Source organism: Thalassotalea sp. G20_0 (assembly GCF_017744175.1).
Classification (GTDB): Bacteria; Pseudomonadota; Gammaproteobacteria; order Pseudomonadales; family Endozoicomonadaceae; genus Endozoicomonas.
Genome location: NZ_JAGHQV010000012.1, coordinates 59,888 through 84,296, shown reverse-complemented (window position 1 = coordinate 84,296; position 24,409 = coordinate 59,888). Strand labels below are relative to the sequence as shown.

Below are 24,409 nucleotides of genomic sequence, written 5' to 3'. Positions count from 1 at the left end.
TGTTGACTGACTGATCAGTTTTATGGACAACCGGATTAGAATTTTGTTCCCAAACTCGCCCGGTTGGCCAGCAGTTCAGTTATAACCTGAAAGAAAGCCTGATAAATCCAGACTTTCTCGTACTGGCTGATAAGTAGCTAACCATATGAAATCATATATTTCTGACTCCTTGTGCTGGCACTCTGCTTCGTTACAACTCCGGTCACATAGCTACGGCTATGCTCCCTCCGTTGTGCCTCGCATAGTACCAGCCCAAGTAGCCAGAAATATTCGATTCCATATGGCCAGCTACTTAAGACGATTCAATGGAATACTTTCTGGCCACCGCGTTCATGAAGGACTGTTTGACGGGCAGATGACCATCAAAAAACATAATGGATATCATCCACCTCACCTTTCTCTCTTCAATGTTTGTTCAAATCCAACCATCATCTGTCGATATATTTTTAACCTTTTCATAGTGTTAGTTAATTAAAATTGATTTGGACATCATAACGCAGTCACTTCGCAATAATATGAGGCCCATTATGCCCCACCTTACCATCCGGAATGCATCCAAGAGCCTAACCTCTCTCGTCCTGGGCATAGTGTTCATGAATCAATGCCTGGCTACAGAACAAGACTGCACGAATCTGCATGAACTCCAACACTACTCTGAACAGCTATTGCCTCTGTGTGAAGCCGATGATTCGGCCACACCCATCCAGCTGACCTCCGATCAGGCACTGGAGGTCTGTGATGAACCGGATGGAAGTGGCATTTGCAGAACCTATTTCAACGCTAGCGGCAATGTGGCAGAAGCGCTGGCAGACAATTTTTCCTATGCGCGGTTGATTCCGTTCAACCATCACGATTTTTATATGGCATTTATGTCAGACCCTCAGTACCCATGGTCATGTAAATCATCAAAGGAAAATTGTGATGACCAGGACAAAGCCTGGCAGGAAAATATGAATTATGTGCAAAGCCTGAATGCATTAATGGATGACCTGGGTAAAGAGCAACTGGCCGGCGTTGTCATCAATGGCGACCTGACCGCTTTTGGTTATGACTGGCAGTTCGATGCCTACTACCAGCTATACCATAACGAATTAAAAATGAACGTCTATCCGGGCCTGGGTAATCATGATATTTCCAACAATGTTGATGGCTGCTTTGTGAATAACTGTGCTTCCAGAATGATGCTGTATTTACGAGATCATGTGCGTACGTTGAATGTCCGCAGTTTTGACTATGACAGCACGGGGACTTATTTCGAGTTTCCATCACTGAAAAAAAAATTCAGTAAAAGCTTTGCTTATTCCTGGGATATTGGTGATATCCATTTCGTTCAACTCAATAATTACCCAACCTATACGGCACAATGGGATGGCTGGAACTTTGCCAAGACCCGAAGGGATTATTTTGATATCCAATCCGCCAGAGAGTGGCTGGTCAATGACCTGGAACAGGCCAGCAGTGAAGGCAAACATATTATCCTGAACTACCACATTTCCGGTTTTACCAATGAGATAAGAGATATCCTGCGTCGATATAAAATTTCTGCCATTTTTGCCGGTCACCTGCACTCTTTTGTAGGCCAGGTTGATTTTCACACCCTGTGGGATTTCTACGGACCAGGTGAGCACCTCCCTGTGTTTCTGGGAGGTGCAACGGTGTTCCAGAAATACATGCTGGTTCGATTTGAGGAAGATCAATTTGAGGTCAGTATTGTGAAAAGTGATCAGGGCGCAAGTTACGAGTTAGAGAGTGAGGGTGTATACCCTCTTTACTAGTACATCCTTTCGATGAGCCTGATGTGCAGGCCAAACCGGGCACAGGGAACTTTCTGCCATTTTGGAGTTCTAAGGTCTGGCGTAAACAAAGATAATTCGGTCTGCTCTTTTATAAATGCCATCATCGCTGATTAACACACCAAAAGCAGCAACCATCTAATTTAAGAAAGTTCTAAGCAAGTTAAGTGCAATCACTACATCTCTTATTTACACTAAGCGATGTACATGCAGTCATTCAGAGAAAAGCAGGGACTTATGGATATATCCGCAGCAAAGCAGGATTTTTTCACTCCACAAGCCTCTCAGAAAAAAAAGCCTGGGGGGCGACAGGGGGGAAAAAAAACCACAATGGGTTATGCACTAGAGTGCCATAATTCCACCAATCCAAGAAAACGTCACAACACCTCGCAGGGCTCAGATCAACTCCCCCACCGTGCAAAGATATTGAAAACACGTAAAATCACCCCGCCCATAACAATGCAGGCAAACAATCTCCATGACCAGATTTTTACAGATCTGACCGAAGACCCAAAAAAAGGCAGAGGAAAGAAAATTTTTGGAGATTTCTGGAATGCATTTAAAAGTATTCTGGATGCATTCTGTAACCAATACCATGGTGATGATATCCCCATAATTGAGGAAAATATACTGGCAGCATGGATGCCATGCAAAAATATAACCAGAGAAAAAGACAAGAAATTAGTCAAAATTACCTGGGGTGATTGTTATTGTAAAATAACAACAGTTAATTATTTTTGGGATCAGGCAAAGAACATAGTTTTACGAGGCCTCAAGGAAGGGGAAAATTACTTCTCTTATGAAACTGAATACAAAAATGGTAAAAAACCAATAACTGCATGGGAATGTCTGGACATATTTTTAACACAATACATAAGTCGGAAAGGATGGAAAGTATCAGCAGCATTGCTCAGAGAGAAACTGACCTCATCATTGAAAGACCCAAAGCCAACCGAATCAGACAAGAAAAAAATCAGCATTAAACACTGTGACCAATTTCTCAAACCTGAAGACATTGAAAGTAAGGGTCTGCAGCTGTTCGGTAAATCACAATGGCAAACAATCACTAAACTGATTGCAACATCCTACAATGGTTATAAACCATCCCTACAGGAAAACTGTACACCCGAGGTTCATGATATTTTCCACCAGGCATTAAAAGACTTTATTCAGATAATGCCAGAACTGCCCGGCATGGATGAAGTAGATGATCTTCATCCGGAAACCGGTGCACCCATAAGAAGGACAGTCGCAACGACTGAATTCAACATAAGTTCATCAGCTAATAAGCTTAATTCTGAACAAACATTTGCAACATTGATCTACCCATTTGTTCATGCTGAAAAATACGATCTGATGAGACAGGATATTGAGAAATATGAGTTCCTTTTAGCGGCGGTAATGAATTTAAAGCACTACTACTTTATCATGGTAGACCCAAAAAATACCCAAAAAGAAGAATTTAGAAATGAAGAATTATGGAAAAATGAGCATAAGTACCACAGTATTTTTCCTTTTCTACTTGCATTTAAATCAGGTGTTAGCTCTATACCCAGCGGTGAAGATCCTGAAATCGGAGAAGATATAAATTATGATGCTTTAAAAAATTGTTTTTCTTCAGAAAATGAATTATCCATAGTAAAAAATATAAATATGGAACTTGAATCGCGACTTACTGACTCTGAGAAAAATATATCAAATCTTACAAAAGAAAAAACACATCTGGAAGAAAAAATAGAATTACTATCTTCAGATAATACAGAGATAACAGATGAAAACAAAAAATTAACTGATCAACTAAAAAATTACAAGGACGAAATTTCTGAATATAGAAAAAAAATACAATCAACAGAAGAAAAACTGCAAGAAGCCAATCAATTATTGTTAAAAAAAGAAGAGGAAGTTAAAGAAAAAAACACATTAACTAAAGAAAATCACCACCTGGCAGAAGAGCTTAAACTGTCAAAAGAGTCAGCAATAGCGTTAGAGGGTGAAGTAAAATCACTGACAGATACCATAAGATCTCTAAAAGACAAACTAGGCAGACTTGAAGAAGAACATAAAAACATTGAAGAACAATGCAAGAAAAATATAAGTGAAATATGCCCACAAAAAAAAGAAACAAAAAAAAATAAATCAGGAGATAAAGAGCCGAACAACCCATTAAGATCAATGAAAAACATGGTAGAATCTATATGTTTGATAACAAGAGAAACACGGCAAGAGACTGCAAATCTGCAACAAAAATTAATGGAAGAAAAAATTACAAATCAAAAGTCAATCAAAGAGGCAGAATCATTCAGAGATACTATTTCTGACAAGGAAAAAAAGATTAAAAAACTGGAAAAGGAGATCCAATCAGCCAGAGAAGCATGCACAATTTCCAGAGACACATTACTTGAAAGTGGTGTAAAGATGGAAGAGTTGAAAACTCAATATCAAAATGAAATAAAAACAAAAACAAAAAAAATAGAAGAACTAAAAAAAAATCACATCAAAAAAATAAGCCGCCTGGAAGAAGAAATCGACAACCTTAAAAAGCAGAAAAAAACAAATCAGGACGAATTAAAAAGCCTCAAGCAGGATCTCAATAAAGCAAATTTGAAATTAAAAAACAATGATAGTTTGCACAAAAGCTTAAGCAATAGAATCACAGAGCTCTCAAAAAAGATTAAGGAAAAGGAAAAAGATATTAAAGAGAAAGATAAAGATATCAAAGAGAAAGATATAGGGTTAACATCCCTAAAAGACCAGATCACAGAATACAGAACAAACTCAGAACAATTAGCAGGTAAAGTTAACATCCTGGAAAACAATGTTAGAACTTTAGCAAAAGAGAGAGAACTTCTTTGCCAATTACTCAGAGAATCCAGCAACCAGGATGAAAAAATCAAGCTTGAATCTGAAATCACTCACCTTAAAAAAGAGCTACTAACTTCTAAGGAAAGCATCAAAGTGTATGAGAGTGATTTGAAAAAAATGAAAGACAAGCAAGAATCTCTGTTATCCGAATTAGAAAATATTAGATACGAACTAGACAGAAAAGAATCAAAAGAACGTGAACAACTAATAAAAAAAAAGACACTAGAAGACCAATTGAAATTGACTGAGGCAAATGTTTTAGAGTCACAAGCGGAAGTAAGTAGCCTGAAGAAAGAATATGAAAGACGTATTAAAGTGTATGAGAGCGATTTAAAGACATTAAAAGACAAACAAAACTCTCTTTTGTCTGAATTAGAAAGCACTAGATCTGAACTTGCCAACAAAGAAGCCAATGAACGTGAACAACTAATAGAAAAAAACAAACTGGAAGATAGTCTGAAAGAAACCAAAGCAAGGATGTTACAGTTGCAAACGGAAGTCAACAGGTTGAAAGAGCATGAAGAACGCATTAAAACTTATGAGAGTGATTTAAAAATAATGGAAGACAGGCAGCACTCTCTCACATCTGAATTAGAAAACATCAGATCTGAACTTGCCAACAAAGAAGCAAATGAACTCGAGCAATTAATAGTAAAAAACAAACTGGAAGACAGCCTGAAAGCAGGAAAAGCAAGCATGTTACAGTTGCAAACGGAAGTCAGCAGGCTGAAAGACTATAAAGAACTCGTTAAAAAATATGAGAATGATTTAAAAACGATGAATGACAAGGAAAGCTCTCTGTTATCTGAATTAGAAGATATTAAATCTGAGCTTGCCAATAAAGAATCAAATGAACGTGAACAGCTAATAGAGAAAAACAAGCTGATAGATAACCTGAAAGAGACTAAAGCAAGTATTTTACAACTGCAAACAGAAGTCACCTCCCTGAAAAAACATGAAGATTGTTTAAGTACAGAAAATAAAAACCTTAATACCAGGTTGACTGAGATCAGATCAGATCTTGAACAGTCAATATTGGAAAAAGAATCTGCTGGGGAAGACCTGAGTCGTGCCCAAGATGCACTGACCAAGCAAACAGAACTCATAAAAATAATACGTCAAGAGTCTAGTCATACACAGAATGAATTAAAAAGAACTCAGGACAATTTTGAAAAAATATCTGCCCAGGCTGAAAGCAGCCATGAAGAAATTTGCCAACTCCGGGATCAGGTGACTTCCTTAGAACGAGCGAAAGCCCGGTTAGAATATGATTTAAACCAATCACAAAAAAATATGACCAATTACAAAAAATCAATAATTCAGGTTAGTAACAGCCAATTTAAAAACCAAGAAAGATGTTTTATCGAGCAACAGACAGTACTGCTTAATGAAGACCAACAGTTAGAACAAGTGCAGAGAGAACTCATTTGCACAAAAACTCTGGCAGACGCGAAATGTCGGGAAGTCGAAGAATTAAAGAAAGAAATGAATAACCTGAAAACAAATGTTCCTGCGATCAATCATACTGTTAATCAGCAGCTCAATATACTCCAGATGACGCCTGATCAACTACTGGACTACCAAACGGGAATGGAAACACTCCTCTGGCAGAAAGATATTACCATTGATCTATTACATGAGATGTTGGCTGCAAATGCACAGACAGGAAAAATCCAACCCGGGCCTTCTCAACTGGCACCGTTAAATCCTGAGGCCGTTGTTCCTGTCGGGACCAGCACCAACCCAGCTCAGGTGAATAGCCCTACGGGCATTAGTAATGAAACTGGTATTGCATTTTCTGTCCTATGCCAACAATTATTGCAAGATGATAACCCGACATTTGAGCCTGACATTGTTCATCCAACATTGACCTCAACAGGTACGGAGTCAGCACGAGCAATGGCAACAGCCACACCTCAACAACTATCAATGTGTGGTCCGGGGACTTTCAATTCAGATTCACAGTGGCCCGTACCCGGAGGACAACTCTCAACTATATCGATGAGCACACCTGTGCAGGAGAGCTCCGGGTCAGCCCCAAATACCAACGAATCACAATACAGAAGGTCAACTTTAAATACCTCCAGATTACCATTCCCCGAAACCCCATCCCTGCGCACTCCAGATGCTGACGCACCATGGAACTTTGGATCTATTCCCTCCCTGCTTGGCATTACCACTGATTTAGACGATATGTCCTCTATAGAGTCTATATGTAACGCACCAGTCCCTATCCAACCCGCATTGCCAAAGCCCAGAGATAGTTGTCCTTTTAATAATAATTCCCGTGAGCCTGTCGGACTTAAGCATCTATAGTGAGGATTGCGAGAAATTGAGGCTAAAAATTTCTGATTCTGAGGAAAACACCCTAAGGGGCACAAGTAGCGGGGCTATTTGACGAAGAAGCAGGGATTTTAGACCAATTTCTCGCAACCGCACGACTGCACGGATGCACTAGGAGCAGTTGCCGCGCAGGACAGTCTTAAGTCCGACAGGACGCCTAACTCCTTGAGGGCCATGCCGGTATCAGGAATAATACTTCTCTCAATCACCTGAGGTTACCACCACGAACAGGGTTGAATGAGCATATGGACGCAGTTGCGAAAAAATACCGTCCCGGGAAAATCCGGGAAAATAATAAAAAAAGCATTCTGGCCGCTGCCGAACAGGAGTTTGTGACCCATGGCTTCAAAGGCACTACCATGCAGCGCATCGCGGAACGGGCAAACCTGCCCAAGGCCAACGTTCACTACTACTTCAGCAATAAGCTCTCGCTCTATGCTGCCGTTCTGTCGCATATCCTCAAGCTATGGGATCAGAGCTTTAACAGCCTCAGTCCTGAGGATGACCCGGAAGAGGCGCTGGCCGCCTACATTCATACCAAAATCATGTTCTCCCGGAAGAATCCCCTGGCCTCCAGACTCTTTGCCCAGGAAATCATCAATGGTGGTCCGCACCTGACAGAGTATTTTGGTGAGGACTATCAGATGTGGTTTCGGGGACGGGCACAGGTGTTCAAGGCATGGTCTGACCAGGGAAAAATGGATGCGGTGGATCCTGTGCACCTTATCTTTCTGCTCTGGTCATCCACACAGCATTATGCAGACTTCTCTTACCAGATAGCCCGGGCCATTGGAAAAGATACGCTTGAGCAGTCTGACTATGACCAGGCAACAGAGACATTAACCCGGATAGTCCTGAAAGGGCTGGGCATTACTCCAAACCAGCGTTAAACCTACTGGCAACACCGACCTTTCCTCGCCTGATTCCAGCGATGAAAGGTTGATATCATTGCCAGAGCTCCCCTTTCATCACGGATATGGGCAGGCAATTCAGGGTATTCCTGCCAGCGTCGGTAATGCTCTATCATCGCTTCCGGTGCCCGTTCACGATAAATATTCGGATGCTTACGACCGTATTCCCACTTCTGAAAAGCTGAACGAATTGAGTTCAAACCCATCTGCGTATGATGGCAATCCGTATCCTCTTTACCCGTAAGTGCGTGAACTGACTGGTTTAACAGTAGAAAGAAGACCGCGGCAATAGAAAAACGATAGCGAAATTGAACCACGAATAAACTCCTTAAATGTTTTACGTTCCTTAAAGAATAGGTCTTAATTTCGCCCTTACCTGAAAGTCAAAAGAGGAACCTAATAATCATTTTGAGGTCAAATGGCGGTATTTATAGTCCAAGTGTGCAGGGTTTTATTCTGAAAGCATCCCCATCAAGCCACCCCCATCGAAGGCCTGCTGGCCGGGTTAGCCATCAAGCCGGATCAAGTGGAATTCCAAACCGCTCAACAAGCACATTTAACGGTCAGAGAGTATCAAAACTGAAGTCCCATAGAGATACAGCCTCCACTAAGGATCATGGCAAAGAACTTGAAGACGACTTCTGGAATAACAAACCATTACAAGGACGCAAAATCACCCCGGCTGATGTGCTCAGAGCCTATGGAAATGACAAGACTTCTCTGAGACGTGGCTTCTTCCTGCAAAAGCTCTGCTTGCAGAACATTTTACAGGGCAATAGAAAAGTTACCCCGGAGCAGGTCATTCAGGAATTCAACCGGCAACCAGGCCAATACAATAAGCACAAATTACCAATAGCACGCTTTAAGGCGGAATGCTGCCTGAAGGGCCTGACGCTCAATGGCCATCGGGTCTCAACGGATGCGGTGGTCAAGAATTTTCAGGCACTCAAAACCCCCCTGGAGCTGGCGCGTTTTAAAGAACAATGTTGCCTGAGAGACCTGACAGTAAATGGCCAGCGGGTCACACCGGAGGCGGTAGTTCACGATTATCAGCTGGCCAACGCAACACTGGAACTGGTGCGATTTAAGGAAATGTGTTGCCTGAAGGGCCTGTTGTTGAATGGCCATCACGTCACACCGGAGGCGCTGGCCAGGGATTATCAGGCAATCAACGCAACACAGGCGTTGGCATACTTTAAGGCGCTGTGTTGCATGAAGGGCATAATGTTGAATGGCCAGCCGGTCACACCGGATGATGTGATTAAGGGGTTCATTGGTACCCCGGAAAGCAAACTGTCAATAGCACGCTTCAAAGCGGAATGTTGCCTGAATTGCCTGCCGTTGCGTGGCCAGCCGGTCACGCCGGAGGCGGTGGTTAAGGATTTTCAGGCAGCCGGCGTCCTCCTTGACCTGGCGCACTTTAAGGAACAATGCTGCCTGAAAGGCATGACATTGAATGGTCAGCTGGTTGCACCGGAAACAGTGGTTAAGGAGTTTCAGGCCGCCGGAGCAACCCTGGGGCTGGCGCGCTTTAAGGAACATTGCTGCCTGAAAGGCATAACATTGAATGGTCATCTGATCACACCGGAGGCGGTGCTTAAGGATTATCAGGCAGCTAACGCAACACTTGAGTCGGCGTGCTTTACCGAACTCTGTATGCAGACAGGCCTGCAGATACATGGCCAGCACGTCACAACGGAGGTGGTGGTTAAGAATTATCAGGAGGCCAACGCCACACTGGAGCTGGCCCGTTTTAAGGAGCAATGTTGCCTGAGGGACCTAATGTTGAATGGCCAGCGGGTCATTCCGGATGAGGTGGTTAGGGATTATCAGGTTGCCAATGCAACACTGGAGCTGACCCGGTTTAAGGAACAATGCTTCCTGAAGGGCCTGCAGTTATATGGCCGGTGGGTAACATCGGATGAGGTGGTGAATGACTATCAGGCAGCCAGGGCAACAACGGAGCTGGCGCGTTTTAAAGAGCGATGTTGCCTGAAGGGTCTGCCATTGAATGGCCAGCCAGTCATACCAGACACCGTGGTTAAGGATTTTCAGGCCGCCAGGGCAACACTGGAGCTGGCACGCTTTAAGGCAGAATGTTGCCTGACAGGCTTGTTGTTAAATGGGCGGCCGGTCACGCCAGAGGCGGTGGTTAAGGCCTTCCCGGCTACTCTCGATGGCAAACTGGGACTAGCGCACTTTAAGGAAAAATGTTGCCTGACAGGCTTGATGTTGAATGGCCAGCCAGTGAAACAGGATGCGGTGGTTAAGGATTTTCAGGCCGTCAGGGCACCACTGGCGCTGGCACGTTTCAAGGAACAATGTTACGTGATGGGCCTGGCATTAGCTGGTCGGCAGGTCACACCCGATGAGGTAGCAAGGGATTTTCAGGCAGCCAAAGCCACTCTGGAGCTGGCACGCTTTAAGGAACTATGCTGCCTCAGGAACCAGGCATTGAATGGCCAGCCGGTCACACCGGATGCAGTGGTTAAGGATTTTCAGGCCGCCAGGGCAACACTGGAGCTGGCACACTTCAAGGAACTGTGTTGCCTGAGGGGCCTGGCATTGAAGGGGCAGCAGGTCTCAGCGGATACGGTGGTTGAGGCGTATCCCGATAGTCCGGAGGGCAAACTGGGGAAAGCGCGCTTCAAAGCGGAATGTTGTTTGAAGGGCATGGCGTTGAATGGCCAGCCGGTCACACCGGATGCGGTGATTGAAGATCTTCAGGCCGCCAGGGCAACACTGGAGCTGGGTCGCTTTAAGGAAGAATGTTGCCTCAGGGGCATGTTGCTGAAGGACCAGCAGACCACACCGGATGCGGTGGTCAGGGGTTTCCCGGATAGTCCGGAAGGCAAGCTGGGGGTAGCGCGCTTTCAGGAGCTGTGTTGCCTGATGGGCCTGCTGTTGAATGGCCAGCCGGTCACACCGGATGCGGTGGTGAAGGGTTTTCCGGATAATACCGCAGGCAGACTGGGGATAGCGTGCTTTAAGGAAAAATGTTGTCTCAGGGGCCTGGCGTTGAATGGCCAGCCAGTGACACCGGATACGGTGGTTAAGGCCTATAAGGCAATCAGAGCAGCGCTGCAGCTGGCGCACTTTAAGGAAAAATGTTGCCTGAGGGGCTTGCTATTGAATGGCCAGCCAATCAAACCGGATACGGTGGTAAAGGCATTTCCGGAGAGTACGGAAGGCAAACTGGGGATCGCACGATTTAAGGAGAAATGTTACCTGAAAGGCCTCACTCTGCGTGGCTCACAGCTCACATCAGATGAGGTGGTCAGGCATTTCCCGAACAGTACGGAAGGCAAACTGGCGATAGCGCACTTCAAGGAACTGTGTTGCCTGAGAGGCCTGCTGTTGAATGGTCAGCAGGTCACAACGGACAGGGTGGTTAAGGATTTCCCGGACAGTCCGGAAGGAAAGCTGGGAATAGCGCACTTTAAGGAAAAATGTTGCCTGAGGGGCCTGGCGTTGAAAGGTCAGCCAGTCACACCGGATGAAGTGGTTAAGGGCTTCCCGGATAGCCCTGAAGGCCAGTTGGGGGTGGCGCGCTTCAAAGCGGAATGTTGTCTGAGGGGTTTGCTGTTAAATGGCCAGTTGGTGACGGCGGATGCGGTAGTCAAGGATTTTGAACGCATTGGCAGATTGCTGGAAATCGCTATTTTTTATTCTCAGCTGGCATTGAATGCAAAAAAACTGAATGGCCGTTATCTGGGTAACAAGGACGTATTGGAAGCATTTAATCAAGTCCCCGGGGATCAATCTGCAAGGCAAACCAGATACCTGATTGAAAGACTGAAACACTCTCAGTGGTGGGATGACAACAACGACGCTCAGGATTTGCTGCAAGAGGCCTGGCAAATCCTGAACAACACATCAGTCAAAGGGGATGAGCAACATCGACTGCAATGTATATTGAAATTCATGGCTATGCAGCATGAACTGTCCATTGATCAACAGAGCGTGTCTGCAGAGCAGGTATTGCAATCCATCATAACCCTGAGACACTCATTTCAGAAAGCACGGCTGCATTTCTTCTTCCTGGCCTACTGCTATTTCACCAGCCACGGGGTGAATGGACATCAAATCCAAAAGGATCAGGTTCTGGAGTGCCTTCAGAGTTTTACTGAAGTCAGCAAACTGCACCATGCTTTAGGCTGCTGGTTTGAGCAATGCCAATCCGAAGCCGATGTAATGGATAATCTACTGCTTCAAAAAGAAAATATTTTTACCCCGGGGAGTAACAGTGCGCAAGGATATGTGGCCACTCAGGCAACAAACGCCGGTGTAGCGCAAACCCTGCCGCAATGGTCAAATAGACCGGGTTTTTCGGACAAACAGGTTCCGCAGTTAACCGCACTCACACTTCAAGCACTGGATATTATTCAGGAAATCAATATTTCCTGTACCGATTCCCCCATTCTGATTACCGGTTCTTTCGCACGTTGTTTGCAGAATATGTGCTCAGTATTTAATGACATTGACATTATCTGCGCGACAGAAAAGTCGGCCAGAATACTCTGTGAAAAGCTGCGGGCACTGAACACAGACAGGGATTCAGACATTCCCAAAAGTATTGTCATCCGGGAAGTCCCCGGGTGTCAGGAGATCAAACTGCCAAATGGCTTCAATATTCATCTTGAAGATGGTGATTTCGGTATAAAAGCCATGGGGCTTCAGGTCAATGTTGATGCCAGAGTCATCCATGAAAATGCCGCACCATTGGCCGTTCACGTCCACGGTGTTCAGAGACCTGTACAGTGTTTGTCGTTTACTGAAGAAACCCGATTACTGAACGATACGCTGGAATACCTCACTGAGAGCCTTGATCCGCTCACCGAAAGGCTACAAAAAGGGGAGGTATTTAAAATACCACGAACCATTCTTTTTAATACCCCTCAAAACAGCGATGAGCGTATTTATGGCTTGCTGTCACGCTGCCTGTTTACTCTGAATAAAGCCAGGCAGTTTATCACTCTGCACTGTGCAGGCAATCCCGGGAAACCAGGCTGCCGCAGTCATCAGCTGCAAAAAGAACAACAACGGCTTGATGCACTGACTAAGAGTCTGCAAATGAAATTGACCAGCCATGTTTGCCGTCATGATTTTGAGCACAGGGTTAACAACTGGCTATCAACAACTCAGCCTGTTAATGATTGCCTGACCAATAAGAAAGCGTTTATCCGGACACTGCTTGCAATGATGCACGCTTGATAACTCAAATCGGTATTGTTATGACTGCCACGCACCTCACATCCCCCCAGTGCAGGCCCCATGAATGGAACTTAATGATCATTTTTCGGTCAAAAGGGATGTTTTTCGTCCAGGTGTGCAGGGTTATCTTATGAAACCAACTACCTCAACCTTTTCCCCCCCAGAGCCCGCTGTCTATGTTGACCAACAGGCCGGTTCAGACGCGATATCTGACCGATCCGCAAGCACCTTTAACGGTATGGAAATCTCAACCCGTCAGCCTTGCAGGCGAACAGCCACCAATGCCTATGAACGCATCAGTATGGAGGTTGCCTATTGGCAAAACAAACCATTACAAGGACGTCAAATTACCCCGGCTGCTGTACTTAACGCCTATGGAAATGATACAACCTCCCTCAGAAGTGGCGTCTTCCTGCAAAAACTCTGCCTGCGAAACATTCCCCACAACAATCGACAAGTTACCCCGGATCAGGTCGTTCAGGAGTTCAACCGACAGCCAGATCAAAACAATGAGTTCAAATTAGCCATCGCACGCTTCAAAGCGGAATGTTGCCTGAGGGGGCTGCCGTTGAATGGCCAGCCGGTGACACCGGATGAAGTGCTTAACGACTTCCTCGAGAGTCCGGCAGGCAGTGAGGAGATAACGCTCTTCAACTCAAAACTTTACCTGAATGGTCAGCCGCAGGCTGGTCGGCAGGTCGATCCGGGTGATGATCCTGAAGGATACGCAGCCTCTACCCATCAGCATCAGGCATCTGCTGCCGTTAGAAGAGAGCTCCCCTTATCAGACAATCAGGTTCCGCAGTTAAATGTGCTAACTCTGAGAACACTGGAGATTATCCAGAAAATCAATGAGTCTTATAACACTCCCCCCATTCTGATTACCGGTTCATACGCACGTTTTTTACAGAACCGCTGCACATCATTCAATGATATTGACATTATCTGCTCGACTGAAGACTCGGCCATGAAATTCTGTAAAGAGATACAAGCGCTTAACGAAGCACTTCTCGTTGACAGGGATTTAGGAGCCGACGACACCTTCTTCCTCTGGCCAGTCCCCGGATGTCCGGCGATTAAACTGCCAAATGCCTACAATATTCTTCCTAAAGACAGCAGTTCAGGCATCAAAGGTCCGGAGCTTATGGTCAGTATTGACGACAGAGTAATAAATGAACATGCAGCACGATTGGCCATTCGTGCTCCTGGCGTTGAGAGGCCGGTATGGTGTTTGTCGTTTGCTGAAGAAACCCGATTACTGAACGATACGCTGGAACACCTCATAGAGAACCTTAACCCGCTGACAGTTGAACTGAATCAAGGGCCAGCGTTTGCATTACCTCGAACCATTCTTTTTGGCTACCCAGACAACGGCAAGGAGCGTATTTATGGCTTGCTTATGCGCTCGCTGCTTACCCTGGATAAAGCCAGGCAGTTTATCTCTATAACCTCTGAAGAAGAGCCTGACGGCCAGCTGCAAGCGCAACGACAGCGCCTTCATGCACTTGCTGCGATTCTGCAGAGGAAATTGAGCAGGCATATTTGCCGCAGTGATTTTGAATGCAGAGTTTCCTGCTGGCTATCGACAGTTCCGCATGTGAGTAACTACGAGATCAAGAGGATGGAATTTATCACATCACTGTTGAAGATGATGCATCCTGAGCTGGATCGGATAGACTCAACTCATTGAACATTTGATCACCGGTAACTCACTCAGAATCTTTCAACCTTCTTTACTCAGGCCAGGTTATGTCAAACACTTTCCAGTTCTTGCAGTTTGGTTCCTGCGAAATATGTGGCCTTGCTCAATTACCGGAGCAACTGGCTTGTCTTATGGTTCCACTTGATCAGAACAAGATGCGTTTTTTCACCCTCTTTTATTGCGCCGATAACCCTCAATGCCACCTGAAAGCCATTGATAAGTTGTCAGAAAAAGAAGGTAAGCGATATTCAGGAATCCAATGCCGCTGACTATTTTGACTTTGCACATGTTGAACTCAAGGTTTCTTGTTCAAATTGCAGGAGGTATGACATCAGATGAACTTTAATATAACGCCGATGCAGTCTCGTACGCCATCGGATAATCCTTATGGCATGTGTCGAATCAATTCACCCACAGCATGCACTTTCAATCAGTTTAATGTCCAGCAAATTGACCCTAAATTCCAATACTCCATACCAGCCACAGAGGAAAGTACAAATCCCCCCCAACGTAGTTATGATGAACGGAAAAAGATCCGCGCCGATAATGAAAAAAGACGCAGAGAAACCATGAAGCAAGCCTACCAGGCACTTCGAAATGAAATTCCCGGAGCATCCAACCAACAATTAACAAAGGTAGAGACTTTGATACAAGCCACGGCATACATTCAACAACTGGAACAGCAACTTGGTATTAGTCCCGATTTCACTTGAGTTATTGGATTATGCCTTCTGAAATCTCGAAATCAAGGACTGAAAGTTAAGATATGGATCGGTCATTAGCATGCTGAGTTATTGATTCCTTTATCAAGTCAGTCGCTTTTCGACCAGCAATTTTTGCCTGTTCTCTGTCACCGGTATTCTTGAGAGCAAAATAGTAAGCCTTACTGTAAGCCCTTCGACAAGCCTGATGAATAGAATTCTGACACTTCCTCTGGTAAGCCTTTCGGGTAGCTCTCCCTTTCCGGGAGTCTTCCCAGGCGCGTTTGACAGCCTTCCCTCTCTCGGACATACGATAAGCCTTCTGGTATTCCTTTTTTTTATCTGACTGATCGTGAGTGACTGCGGGCCTGAGGGGTAGAGGTATAACAGAACGGAACGATTCAGGTGCTCTAAACTCAGTAATTCCCGTTGAAGCCTGCCCTTGTGTGTGTGTATTTAACGGGCCAACGATAGCAACTGATCGTGATGATGGCTTAGAAAAATCAGCTAATGAATTTTCTGAGGGTAATTCCCGGGCTATCTGTTGAGAATTTTTAAAAGTTAAATCTGTGGATGAAAAAGGATTATTAACAGGTTGACTGGAAAAATCACAAGATACTATTGCATCAAGCTCTTCTGGTGCAAGCCCAGAATGCTTGAATTGACCTTCAGTGGACGGTCGTTGGGAAATTGTAAAATCTTTAAGTGCACGTGAAATTGATGGTATCCCCTGATTGCTTACCTCCCGATTTGAATATCGGGAAAATGGATCAAGTGCCTGCACCGAATAACCAGCCATAGTTCGCGGTGAGCCGAAGGTATCAGGTGATAAAGCTGATCCTGAATAACCCTGCAAACAGGAAGAAACGGAATTTGCGTCTATGTTAAATCTGTACATTGAATTAGTAAAAATATTGAATTACAGCTTAGGACAGTGCCTTCATTATAAAAGTTCCTCTCTGCCCCATTCCATTCAACAATTATTTCAACCAGACCTGAAGATTTACTATGACTGTTAAGTAGTTAACCAATATCATACTGCTACTGACTTATCAGTCAGTTTAAAAAGCAGGCAGGACGGAAGAAACAGAACTTGATGCAAGCTCATTTTTTTTTGCCTTATCAGACTCTCTTATAAGAGCGCCAGCTTGCTGACCAGCGATTCTTGCCTGTTCCCTATCACCGGTACTCTTGAAAACTTTATAGTAAGCCTTATGGTAAGCATATCGGTAATACTTCAAGGCAGCAGCCTTCCCTTTCTCAGACTGTGCGTAAGCCTTGCGGCAAGCCTTCCCTTTCTCGGACTTTTCCCAGGCTCGTTTGGCAGCCTTCCCTCTCTCAGACTGTGCGTAAGCCTTGCGGCAAGCCTTCCCTCTCTCAGACTCACGGTAAGCCTTCCCTTTCTCGGACTTTTCCCAGGCTCGTTTGGCAGCCTTCCCTTTCTCAGACAGTGCGTAAACCTTGCGGCAAGCCTTCCCTCTCTCAGACTGTAACCAAGCCTTCCTGACAGCCCTTCCTCTCTCAGACTGTGCGTAAGCCTTCTGGCAAGCCTTCCCTTTCTCAGACTGTGCGTAAGCCTTCTGGCACGCCTTCTTTCTCTCAGACTGTGCGTAAGCCTTCTGGTACGCCTTCCTTCTCTCAGACTGTGACCAAGCCTTCCGGACAGCTTTCCCTCTCTCGGATTCACGGTAAGCCTTTGTGTAAGCTTTCCCTCTTTCCGACTCCGCCCGGGTTCGTTTGGAAGCCCTCCGTTTCTCAGGTTGCACGTAAGTCTTATCATGATCGATGATCAAAGATTCACCAGCTCCTGAAACAGAAGCTTCAACATCCAACTCATTTCCTGCTGTTTCTTTCAACGTTGAGATAAGTGGAGGATGATCATTACTTAAACCGTATGAGTGAGGGCTCACTTCATCGACCATACTCCAGACCTGCTCAATTCTTATTTCTGATTGATTGGATAGAATTCTGTTATTTTGTTCGGCCTCCTGATATTTCCCGGGTTTATGTGATATGTCTAGCAGCTTGATTTTTTCAGGTTCTTGCGAATAAATAATCCTGACGGGCATTTTTTTAAAACGGGAGTCATTGAAAGGGTTATGGAAGTTTTCACCATATGGAATCAAGGGGTTTATATAATTATTTGGTGCAGTTTGATCAACTCGCAGCCCGAATACCAAACCACTTTGCTGCGACCAGTCTTTAACAGTGAATCCACTGCCCGACATAACAGACTCATACGCTCTTCGGGATCCCGGATACAAAAAGTGTGAATTAAAATACGGAGTAGCCATTGAATTATTGAGTTATTGAATTAATGACTAGGACTATACTTTCTTATAAAAGTTCCTACCAGAAAGATACTTTTCCATTTTTATGTCAGCCAGGCATAGCTATTAATAATTGAGGTTGATTCAATCTCATTTATTTTTTGCTTTATTTGAATTTTTTATAAAGGCAGTAGCTTGCCTGCCGGCGATTCTTGCTTGCGCTTTATCACCGGTATGCTTGAAAACTTTATTGTAAGCCTTGGTGTAAAGCGTCCGGTAAGCCTTACCCCTCTCTGAATTTCTCCATATCAGTTTGGACTCCTTCCCTTTCTCGGAGTTTGCCCAGACCTGTCTGACAGCCTTCCCATGCACAGACTCACGGTAATTCTTCTGGTTAGCCTTCCCTTTCTCAGACACTGCGTAAGCCTTACGGGCAGCCATCCCTTTCTCGGACTGACGGTAAGCCTTCCGGACAGCCTTCCCTCTCTCAGACTGACGGTAAGATCTATAGTATGCCTTACCTTTCTCGGACTGAGACCAGGCTCGTTTGGCAGCCTTCCGTTTCTCGGTCTGTTCGTATGCATTCCGGGAAGTTTTTCGTATATCGCTCTGTTCATAAGCCTTAAGGAAAGCCTTCCCTTTCTCGGACTTCACGTAAGTCTTCTGGTAAGCCCTATAGTAATCCTTCCCTGCTTCAGACCGATCCCAGGTTCGTTTTTTCGGAGGCCTCCGTTTCCCGGTCTGTGCACAGGCCTTCGGGGAAGCATTTCCCTTTTCGGATTCATGGTGAACCTTCTCTTTCCCGGACTGTGTGCAAGCCTTATCAGGAGCTACGGCCAGAGATTCACCAGATTGCGCCTTGGGTTTAGGTGAGAAGTCTAACGGCTGGCATTGTTCAAACTCTTGAGAATAAATCACCCTGACCGGCATTGTTTTAAAACGGGAATCATTGAAAGGGTTATGGAAGTTTTCACTATATGGAATCAAGGGGTTTATATAATTATTTGGTGCAGTTTGATCAACTCGCAGTCCAAATATTAAACCACTTTGCTGCGGCCGGTCATGAAAAACCAATCCATTGCCCGTTATAACAGATTCATACGCTTTCTGAAATACTGAATACAAGGAGTGTGAGTTAAAATATGGAGTAGACATTGATTTGTTGAATTATTAGATTATTGAATTAATGATTAGGACTGTGCTTTCCTGTAAAAGTTCCTATCTGACAGACCAAACTTAATTTTTAACCAGGCTTAAGTCATTAAAGGTTTATTCAAGTGCATTATTTTTTATTTTATTCGACTCCCTTATCAATGCGGTAGCCTGCCTGCCAGCAATTCTTGCCTGCTCTCTATCCCCGGTTTTACTTAAAACTTCATAGTACGCCTTATGGTAGGCTATCTGGTTAGACTTACCTTTCACAGACTGTGCGTAAATCCTCTGGTAAGCCCTCCGGGTAGCCAGCCCTTTTTTGGACGCACGATAAGCCTTACGGACAGCTTTCCCCCTCTCAGATTTTGCGTAAGCCCTCTGGTAAGCCTTCACTTTTTCGGACCTCGCCGAGGCCCATTTAGCAGCCTTCCCCTTCTCGGACACATGGTAAGCCTTATCGGCAGCCCTACGTTTCTCAGACTTTTTGTAAACCTTACCATGAGAGAGAGTAAGAGGTTCAACAGAGCCAGAAGCAGAAGCTGCAACATCCAACTCATTTCCTGCTGCCAAGTTAGAACGTTCACCAGCCATACTCCAAACCCGATCAATTCTTATTTCTGGTTGACCGGTAACAATTCTGATATTTTGATCAGCCTCCTGATATGCCCCGGGTTTATGTGATAGCCCTAACGGTTCTCTTTGTTCAAATTCTTGAGAATAAATAACTCTGACTGGTATCTTTTTAAAGCGGGGATCATTTAATGGATTGTGGAAACCTCCACCGTATATACTCAAGGGGTTTACATAGTTACATGGTATAATTTGATCAACTTGCAGGCCGAATACCAAACCACTTTTCTGGGCGCAGTTTTCAGCAGCTAACCCACTGTTCGATATAACAGACTCATGCGCTTTCTGAAATCCAGAATATAAGGAGTGTAACTTGGAATATGGATTATTCATTGAATTATTGATTTATCTAATTAATGATTTATTGAATTAATGATTTTGACTTTTATTTATTATAAAAGTTCCGTCCTGAAAGATCCCATTCAAAATTTATGTAAGCCAGGCATCGAGGTTGATTCAAGCTTATTTTTTTGCTTTATATGACTCTCTTATAGGGATAGCAGCTTGCCTGCCAGCAAATCTTGCCTGTTCTAAATCATGGGTATCCCTGAAAGCTTTATAGTAAGCCTTATAGTAGGCATTCTGGTAAGCCCTCCGTATAGCCTTCCCCTTTTCGGATTTACGGTAAAGCTTCTGGTAGGCCTTTCGGGCAGCCTTCCGTTTCTCGTCCTGTTCATGAGTATTATCAATAATGATGGTTAGAGATTCGCCAGATTTTGCAGCAGAAGCTGTAAGATCCAACTTATTACCAGCAGGCAATGGATCAGAACTTTCACCAGCCATACTCCAAACCCAATCAGATCTTAATTCCGGCGGGCTGCCAGGCGTTCTGGTATTTCGATCAGCCCCCTGGTATGCCCCGGGTCTATATGACAAGCCTAACGGTGCACTTTGTTCATATTCTTGAGAATAAATAACCCTGACTGGTATTTTTTTAAAACGGGAGTCACTCAATGGGTTATGAAAGCTTTCACGACATGGAATAAAGAAATTCACATAATTACTTGGTGCAGTTCGACCAACTTTCAGCCCGAATACCGATCCATGTTTCTGTACCCTTGCTGTAAAAGCCGATCCCCTGTTCGACATAACAGACTCATACGCTTTCTGGAATTCCGAACACAAGGGATAAAAGTTAGAATACGGGTCAGACATTGAATTATTTAATTACACAATTATAGATTGTGACAACTCCTTCTTATAAAAGTTCCGGCCTGACACAATACATTTAATATTTATATTGCTGAGCGATTTGGCGAGCGTTTGTTATGGCTCAATCTGTCTGTAGCTGATTATTTTTTGCTTTTTCGATTCTGTTACAAAGTTGGAGGCTTGCTTACCAGAGATTTTTGCCTGTTCTTTATCACCGGTATCTTTGAGAACTTGATTGTAAGCCTTACGATAAGCCTTACGTTCCTCGGATTGATGGTAAGCTTTTTGGTAAGTTTTCCATTTCAAGGACTGACGGTAAACCTTCTGGTAAGCGCGCTGGTAAGACCTTCGTTCAAGTACTGACAGTAAATCTTCTCGCAATAAAGGCGGCTTTCAGTCGTATCATCAGCATGCATAGTACATAGAACAGTAGCTACTTCTGAAACTTGACGGGAGAAAGCCTGACATGATGCACAAGGTTCAAAATGAACAGTATTTTGAACATAAAAAAAGTGATCAGGGGCTTTATTTAAATAAGCAGAATAGTAAGGTCTATTCATTGAATTATAAAGTTATTGAAATATCAAATTACAGTTTGAGACTACTCGTTCTGGTAAAAGTTCCTCGCTAACACAATCCATTCAATATTTATAATAAATACAAAGTCCCTATGGTTCTAAAATAGCAATATAAACTGCCTAAAAGTCGGCAACTCACGGGTAAACAATAATTCATTTGTCGTGCAATGTTTTTCCTGGCTGACGATCAAGAACCTGTTTGCTCTCTAAGAGGCTCATTATTGTTTGCTTTATTAGCTTCTCTTATAAAGGCGGTAGCTTGCCTACCAGCGATTCTTGCCTGTTCAATATCACCGGTAACCCCTAAAACCTTATGGTAAGCTTTACGGTAAGCCTTCAGGTAAGCACGTCCTTGCGGAGACTCACGGTAAGCCTTTTGGTAAGCCCTCCCCTTCTCGGTCTGACGGTAATACCTCTGGTAAACCTTCTGATAAGCCTTCTGGGAAGCTTTCACTCTCTCGCACTGACTGTAAGCCTTTCGGTAAGCCTTCCGCTTCTCGGTCTGTTCGTAGGCTTTGAGGTAAGCCTTCCGTTTTTCCGACTGTTCGTAAGCCTTCCGCTTCTCGCTCTGTTCGTAGGCTTTGAGGTAAGCCTTCCGTTTTTCCGACTTTTCGTAAGCCTTCCCTTTGCTGGACTGACGATAAGCCTGATGGCTGGCTCTCTGTTTCCAGGACCGCACACAAGCCTTCCCTTTCTCAGACTGCGCCCATGCTCGTCTGCGAGCCTTCCCTTTTTCGGACTGACGGTAAGCCTTCTGGTAATCCCTCTGATAAGCCTTCATTCGCTCAGACTGTGCGTACGCCTTCCGGACAGCTTTCCATTTCTCGGACTCACAGTGATCCTCATGGGAGCTGGCCAGAGATTCATCTGAGCCGGAAGCCGTAGCTTTATCATCCAACTCATTTCCTGCAGGCGATGCATCTCGTTGCAGCTGTTCACTATCCAGTTGCGGATTAGCAACTAATGCGTTTTGTGAGGTTGATTGCTCTAATCCTAAAATAGACTGGATCGAAAAACGTTCATTACCAGGAATATATTTGGGAACATGATCATTATTCCGGGGTTGTATTCTGACAGGTAAGCAAAGCGGATGGTCTTCTTGAAGATGGCTACTATCCATTAGTATCGACCTTTTTTCAAGCCGGGGATCACCCGATGGATCATTAAAAAGTACCCTTGGCTGCTGGAGGCAGTGTTTAACAGTTCCATCAGCACGCATAGCGCACTGCAAATTTGCTACGCCCACAACTTCGCGGAAGAATGCCTGACAGGATGCGGCAGATTCCGAATAAGCACTATCTCGAAAATAAGAAAAGTGATCCGCAGCTATATTAAAATTAAAATCAGCAAAGTAGACAGGCATATTCATAGAATTATTGAATTATTGAGTTTCATCCTATGACCTCTATTTCATATAAAAGTTCAAACAGCTTTTAAGAAAAAACCATCTCCACCAGTTCCGTGATCAAATCCATCCAGGACATCATGCGCAAAGACGCCGGTGTTGTTGGTGATGCCCTGCGCATTGGCCAGATGCCCTGGCTGCTGTTCCTGAAAATCTTCGATGCCCGGTAAGAAGAACTGGAATTTAAACTGGACGACTACCGTTCACCAATCCCCCGTTCGACAGCACCGGGGAAGACGGGATTGAGAAAAACTTCCTGGCAGAAATGCAGACCCGGGAAACCGTCGACCTGTTCTTGCAGCTAATCATTGAGCTTTTAAAAGACGGTGGCCGTGCAGCCGTGGTACTGTCCGATGGAACCCTGTTTGATCAAAACAAGGACGGTCTTGGCTGCTGAACCGGAGTTGGCAGCCGGGGCGATGGTATTGATTTATCCCCCTGACAAGGTGTCGAAATGAAAGTAAAAAAACAACCGCCTCAAACCAATGAGCAATGGATTCAGGAAATTCGTGCCGCCTGGAAGGACGCCCGGGAGGTGATACCTTACGGACACATGATCGGACATAACATGACCGATCAGGAGCTGTTTCATATCGCTCACTGTGAATGCCTGAATTTTCGTGGTATCAAGCCCGGCAAAAAGGCCAGAAAAAAAGCCAGTGATGCCGCGCTCACCAGTTATGTTGCCAACCTGGACAACGAACCCTTACTGCAAGACCCTCTTATGGCCTTTGCGTTTTGCTATATCCTGAGCCATTACGGACTCGGGTTGATTGATGAACCCCGATCCCGGGAATTACTCGGTTATGTCGAAGAGCATCTGGAGCGGATAAAAGCGGGCCAGACATTGGTGACTTTTTGATTACTCGAATGACCGGCAAATAACGTAATTCACCCTAACAGCACTCTGTCGGTGCTATGGTTGAACCATCATTCACCAAACATTCAGAAACCCGGAGTACTGCTGTGTTTGCCGATCATCCGTTGCTCAAGCCCTTTCTCAACCTTGAGCCCGATACCTTCCCGGCGGAAGCTATCCGCCAGGTTATCGCCCATCAACAGGAAATGCCCCCTTTACTGCTGGCGGTACTGCGGGATTTTGCCGATGCCCCCGAAGGCTATAACGAACAGGAAGGTAACTGCCTTCACCTGGTGGCACTGATGGTGCTGGCGCAATTCCGGGAGTCTGCGGCATTCCCCGTGCTAGCGGATATTATCAATGACTTTGATCAGGGTGATGGTGACTGGGATTCCGGAGCCGCTTATGACTCACTGCTTTTTTCGATCGGTGAAAACGGGCTGGAAAGGATAACAGCCTCTATTATGGCCAACGATATCGCTCAGCTGAAAGGCGTTATTCTGGACAGAAACCATGGGCTTGAGCTTCGCGTTCTGGCCCTGGAAACCATGAAGTGTTTTTATTTTGAAGGAGACATAAGCCGCAGTGAACTGATCGACTTCTATTCTTCCCTGTTCAGGGCGTTTAAATCAGAACATCTGGAAGACGATTTTCTGCCCCTCTGGTTGACCCTGTACGATGAATGCGTGACGATTCATCCGAAAGAACTGATGGAAGACATTCGGGAAGCCTGCGAAAACGGTTTTCTTGGTGAAAAATATAATGGCCGGACCCTCGCCAAAGCCAGCGATTACTGTATCGGATCCCCTGAGCAGTGGTGGCAGACCAACCGGGAGC

Annotated in this window: 16 protein-coding genes and 1 pseudogene; 9 read left to right on the top strand and 8 right to left on the bottom strand. The window is 44.8% G+C overall.

What is annotated here, in order from left to right; translation table 11 throughout:
• Nucleotides 1-593 precede the first annotated feature (593 nt).
• From J7438_RS09630 to J7438_RS09620, 3 genes are all read left to right on the top strand, one after another.
• Entirely contained in the window at nt 594-1,775 is a 1,182-nt protein-coding gene (locus J7438_RS09630; protein ID WP_209276367.1) for a metallophosphoesterase, read from the top strand.
• 255 nt (nt 1,776-2,030) lie between these two features.
• The gene (locus J7438_RS09625) at nt 2,031-6,971 is read left to right on the top strand and encodes a hypothetical protein (protein WP_209276366.1); all 4,941 of its coding nucleotides are present in this window, start codon (nt 2,031-2,033) and stop codon (nt 6,969-6,971) included.
• 272 nt (nt 6,972-7,243) lie between these two features.
• Complete coding sequence (locus tag J7438_RS09620; protein WP_101748170.1) at nt 7,244-7,888, top strand: TetR/AcrR family transcriptional regulator; 645 nt, start codon at nt 7,244-7,246, stop codon at nt 7,886-7,888.
• A 2-nt stretch (nt 7,889-7,890) separates the two neighbouring features.
• Here J7438_RS09620 and J7438_RS09615 read toward each other — a convergent pair whose 3' ends face one another.
• Nucleotides 7,891-8,226 carry a hypothetical protein gene (locus J7438_RS09615; protein ID WP_209276365.1) on the bottom strand — a complete coding sequence of 112 codons (336 nt, stop codon included), beginning with the start codon at nt 8,224-8,226 and terminating at the stop codon, nt 7,891-7,893.
• A gap of 124 nt (nt 8,227-8,350) precedes the next feature.
• Here J7438_RS09615 and J7438_RS09610 point away from each other — a divergent pair, with 124 nt between their 5' ends.
• The 3 genes from J7438_RS09610 (at nt 8,351) to J7438_RS09600 (ending at nt 15,538) form a co-directional block, all read left to right on the top strand.
• Nucleotides 8,351-13,123: a hypothetical protein gene (locus J7438_RS09610; RefSeq protein WP_209276364.1), complete on the top strand. Its 4,773-nt coding sequence runs from the start codon at nt 8,351-8,353 to the stop codon at nt 13,121-13,123.
• Between the two features lie 130 nt (nt 13,124-13,253).
• Nucleotides 13,254-14,813, top strand: coding sequence for a hypothetical protein (locus J7438_RS09605; protein ID WP_209276363.1), 1,560 nt, complete (start codon nt 13,254-13,256; stop codon nt 14,811-14,813).
• A gap of 347 nt (nt 14,814-15,160) precedes the next feature.
• Nucleotides 15,161-15,538, top strand: coding sequence for a basic helix-loop-helix domain-containing protein (locus J7438_RS09600; protein WP_209276362.1), 378 nt, complete (start codon nt 15,161-15,163; stop codon nt 15,536-15,538).
• Between the two features lie 46 nt (nt 15,539-15,584).
• Here the strand turns inward: J7438_RS09600 and J7438_RS09595 are convergent, their stop codons facing one another.
• The 7 genes from J7438_RS09595 to J7438_RS09565 form a co-directional block, all read right to left on the bottom strand.
• Nucleotides 15,585-16,325, bottom strand: coding sequence for a hypothetical protein (locus J7438_RS09595; protein WP_209276361.1), 741 nt, complete (start codon nt 16,323-16,325; stop codon nt 15,585-15,587).
• A gap of 262 nt (nt 16,326-16,587) precedes the next feature.
• On the bottom strand, nt 16,588-17,448 hold the full coding sequence (locus J7438_RS09590) for a hypothetical protein (protein WP_209276360.1): 861 nt from the start codon (nt 17,446-17,448) through the stop codon (nt 16,588-16,590).
• A gap of 498 nt (nt 17,449-17,946) precedes the next feature.
• Nucleotides 17,947-18,714, bottom strand: coding sequence for a hypothetical protein (locus J7438_RS09585; protein ID WP_209276359.1), 768 nt, complete (start codon nt 18,712-18,714; stop codon nt 17,947-17,949).
• A gap of 351 nt (nt 18,715-19,065) precedes the next feature.
• Entirely contained in the window at nt 19,066-19,911 is an 846-nt protein-coding gene (locus J7438_RS09580) for a hypothetical protein (RefSeq protein ID WP_209276358.1), read from the bottom strand.
• A 129-nt stretch (nt 19,912-20,040) separates the two neighbouring features.
• Nucleotides 20,041-20,361, bottom strand: a complete 321-nt coding sequence (locus J7438_RS09575; RefSeq protein WP_209276357.1) for a hypothetical protein — start codon at nt 20,359-20,361, stop codon at nt 20,041-20,043.
• A gap of 483 nt (nt 20,362-20,844) precedes the next feature.
• Nucleotides 20,845-21,111, bottom strand: a complete 267-nt coding sequence (locus J7438_RS09570; protein ID WP_209276356.1) for a hypothetical protein — start codon at nt 21,109-21,111, stop codon at nt 20,845-20,847.
• Nucleotides 21,112-21,495: 384 nt separating this feature from the next.
• On the bottom strand, nt 21,496-22,428 hold the full coding sequence (locus tag J7438_RS09565; RefSeq protein WP_209202181.1) for a hypothetical protein: 933 nt from the start codon (nt 22,426-22,428) through the stop codon (nt 21,496-21,498).
• Between the two features lie 550 nt (nt 22,429-22,978).
• Between J7438_RS09565 and J7438_RS09560 the strand changes: the two genes are divergently transcribed.
• From J7438_RS09560 to J7438_RS28635, 3 genes and pseudogenes are all read left to right on the top strand, one after another.
• A complete protein-coding gene (locus tag J7438_RS09560) occupies nt 22,979-23,110 on the top strand; it encodes an N-6 DNA methylase (RefSeq protein WP_286196498.1) in 132 nt (43 codons plus the stop codon).
• Between the two features lie 57 nt (nt 23,111-23,167).
• Complete coding sequence (locus J7438_RS09555; protein WP_209202180.1) at nt 23,168-23,575, top strand: hypothetical protein; 408 nt, start codon at nt 23,168-23,170, stop codon at nt 23,573-23,575.
• Nucleotides 23,576-23,631: 56 nt separating this feature from the next.
• A pseudogene (locus J7438_RS28635) lies at nt 23,632-24,321 on the top strand (DUF1186 domain-containing protein); the annotation flags it as partial.
• Nucleotides 24,322-24,409 lie beyond the last annotated feature (88 nt).

Bases quoted from the DNA above. Each gene is read 5' to 3' on its own strand.
- J7438_RS09630 (WP_209276367.1), top strand. From the start codon at position 594: ATGAATCAATGCCTGGCTACAGAACAAGACTGCACGAATCTGCATGAA.
- J7438_RS09625 (WP_209276366.1), top strand. From the start codon at position 2,031: ATGGATATATCCGCAGCAAAGCAGGATTTTTTCACTCCACAAGCCTCT.
- J7438_RS09620 (WP_101748170.1), top strand. From the start codon at position 7,244: ATGGACGCAGTTGCGAAAAAATACCGTCCCGGGAAAATCCGGGAAAAT.
- J7438_RS09605 (WP_209276363.1), top strand. From the start codon at position 13,254: ATGAAACCAACTACCTCAACCTTTTCCCCCCCAGAGCCCGCTGTCTAT.
- J7438_RS09600 (WP_209276362.1), top strand. From the start codon at position 15,161: ATGAACTTTAATATAACGCCGATGCAGTCTCGTACGCCATCGGATAAT.
- J7438_RS09595 (WP_209276361.1), bottom strand. From the start codon at position 16,325: ATGGCTGGTTATTCGGTGCAGGCACTTGATCCATTTTCCCGATATTCA.
- J7438_RS09590 (WP_209276360.1), bottom strand. From the start codon at position 17,448: ATGGTCGATGAAGTGAGCCCTCACTCATACGGTTTAAGTAATGATCAT.
- J7438_RS09580 (WP_209276358.1), bottom strand. From the start codon at position 19,911: ATGAATAATCCATATTCCAAGTTACACTCCTTATATTCTGGATTTCAG.
- J7438_RS09575 (WP_209276357.1), bottom strand. From the start codon at position 20,361: ATGGCTGGTGAAAGTTCTGATCCATTGCCTGCTGGTAATAAGTTGGAT.
- J7438_RS09565 (WP_209202181.1), bottom strand. From the start codon at position 22,428: ATGGATAGTAGCCATCTTCAAGAAGACCATCCGCTTTGCTTACCTGTC.
- J7438_RS09560 (WP_286196498.1), top strand. From the start codon at position 22,979: ATGCAGACCCGGGAAACCGTCGACCTGTTCTTGCAGCTAATCATTGAG.
- J7438_RS09555 (WP_209202180.1), top strand. From the start codon at position 23,168: ATGAAAGTAAAAAAACAACCGCCTCAAACCAATGAGCAATGGATTCAG.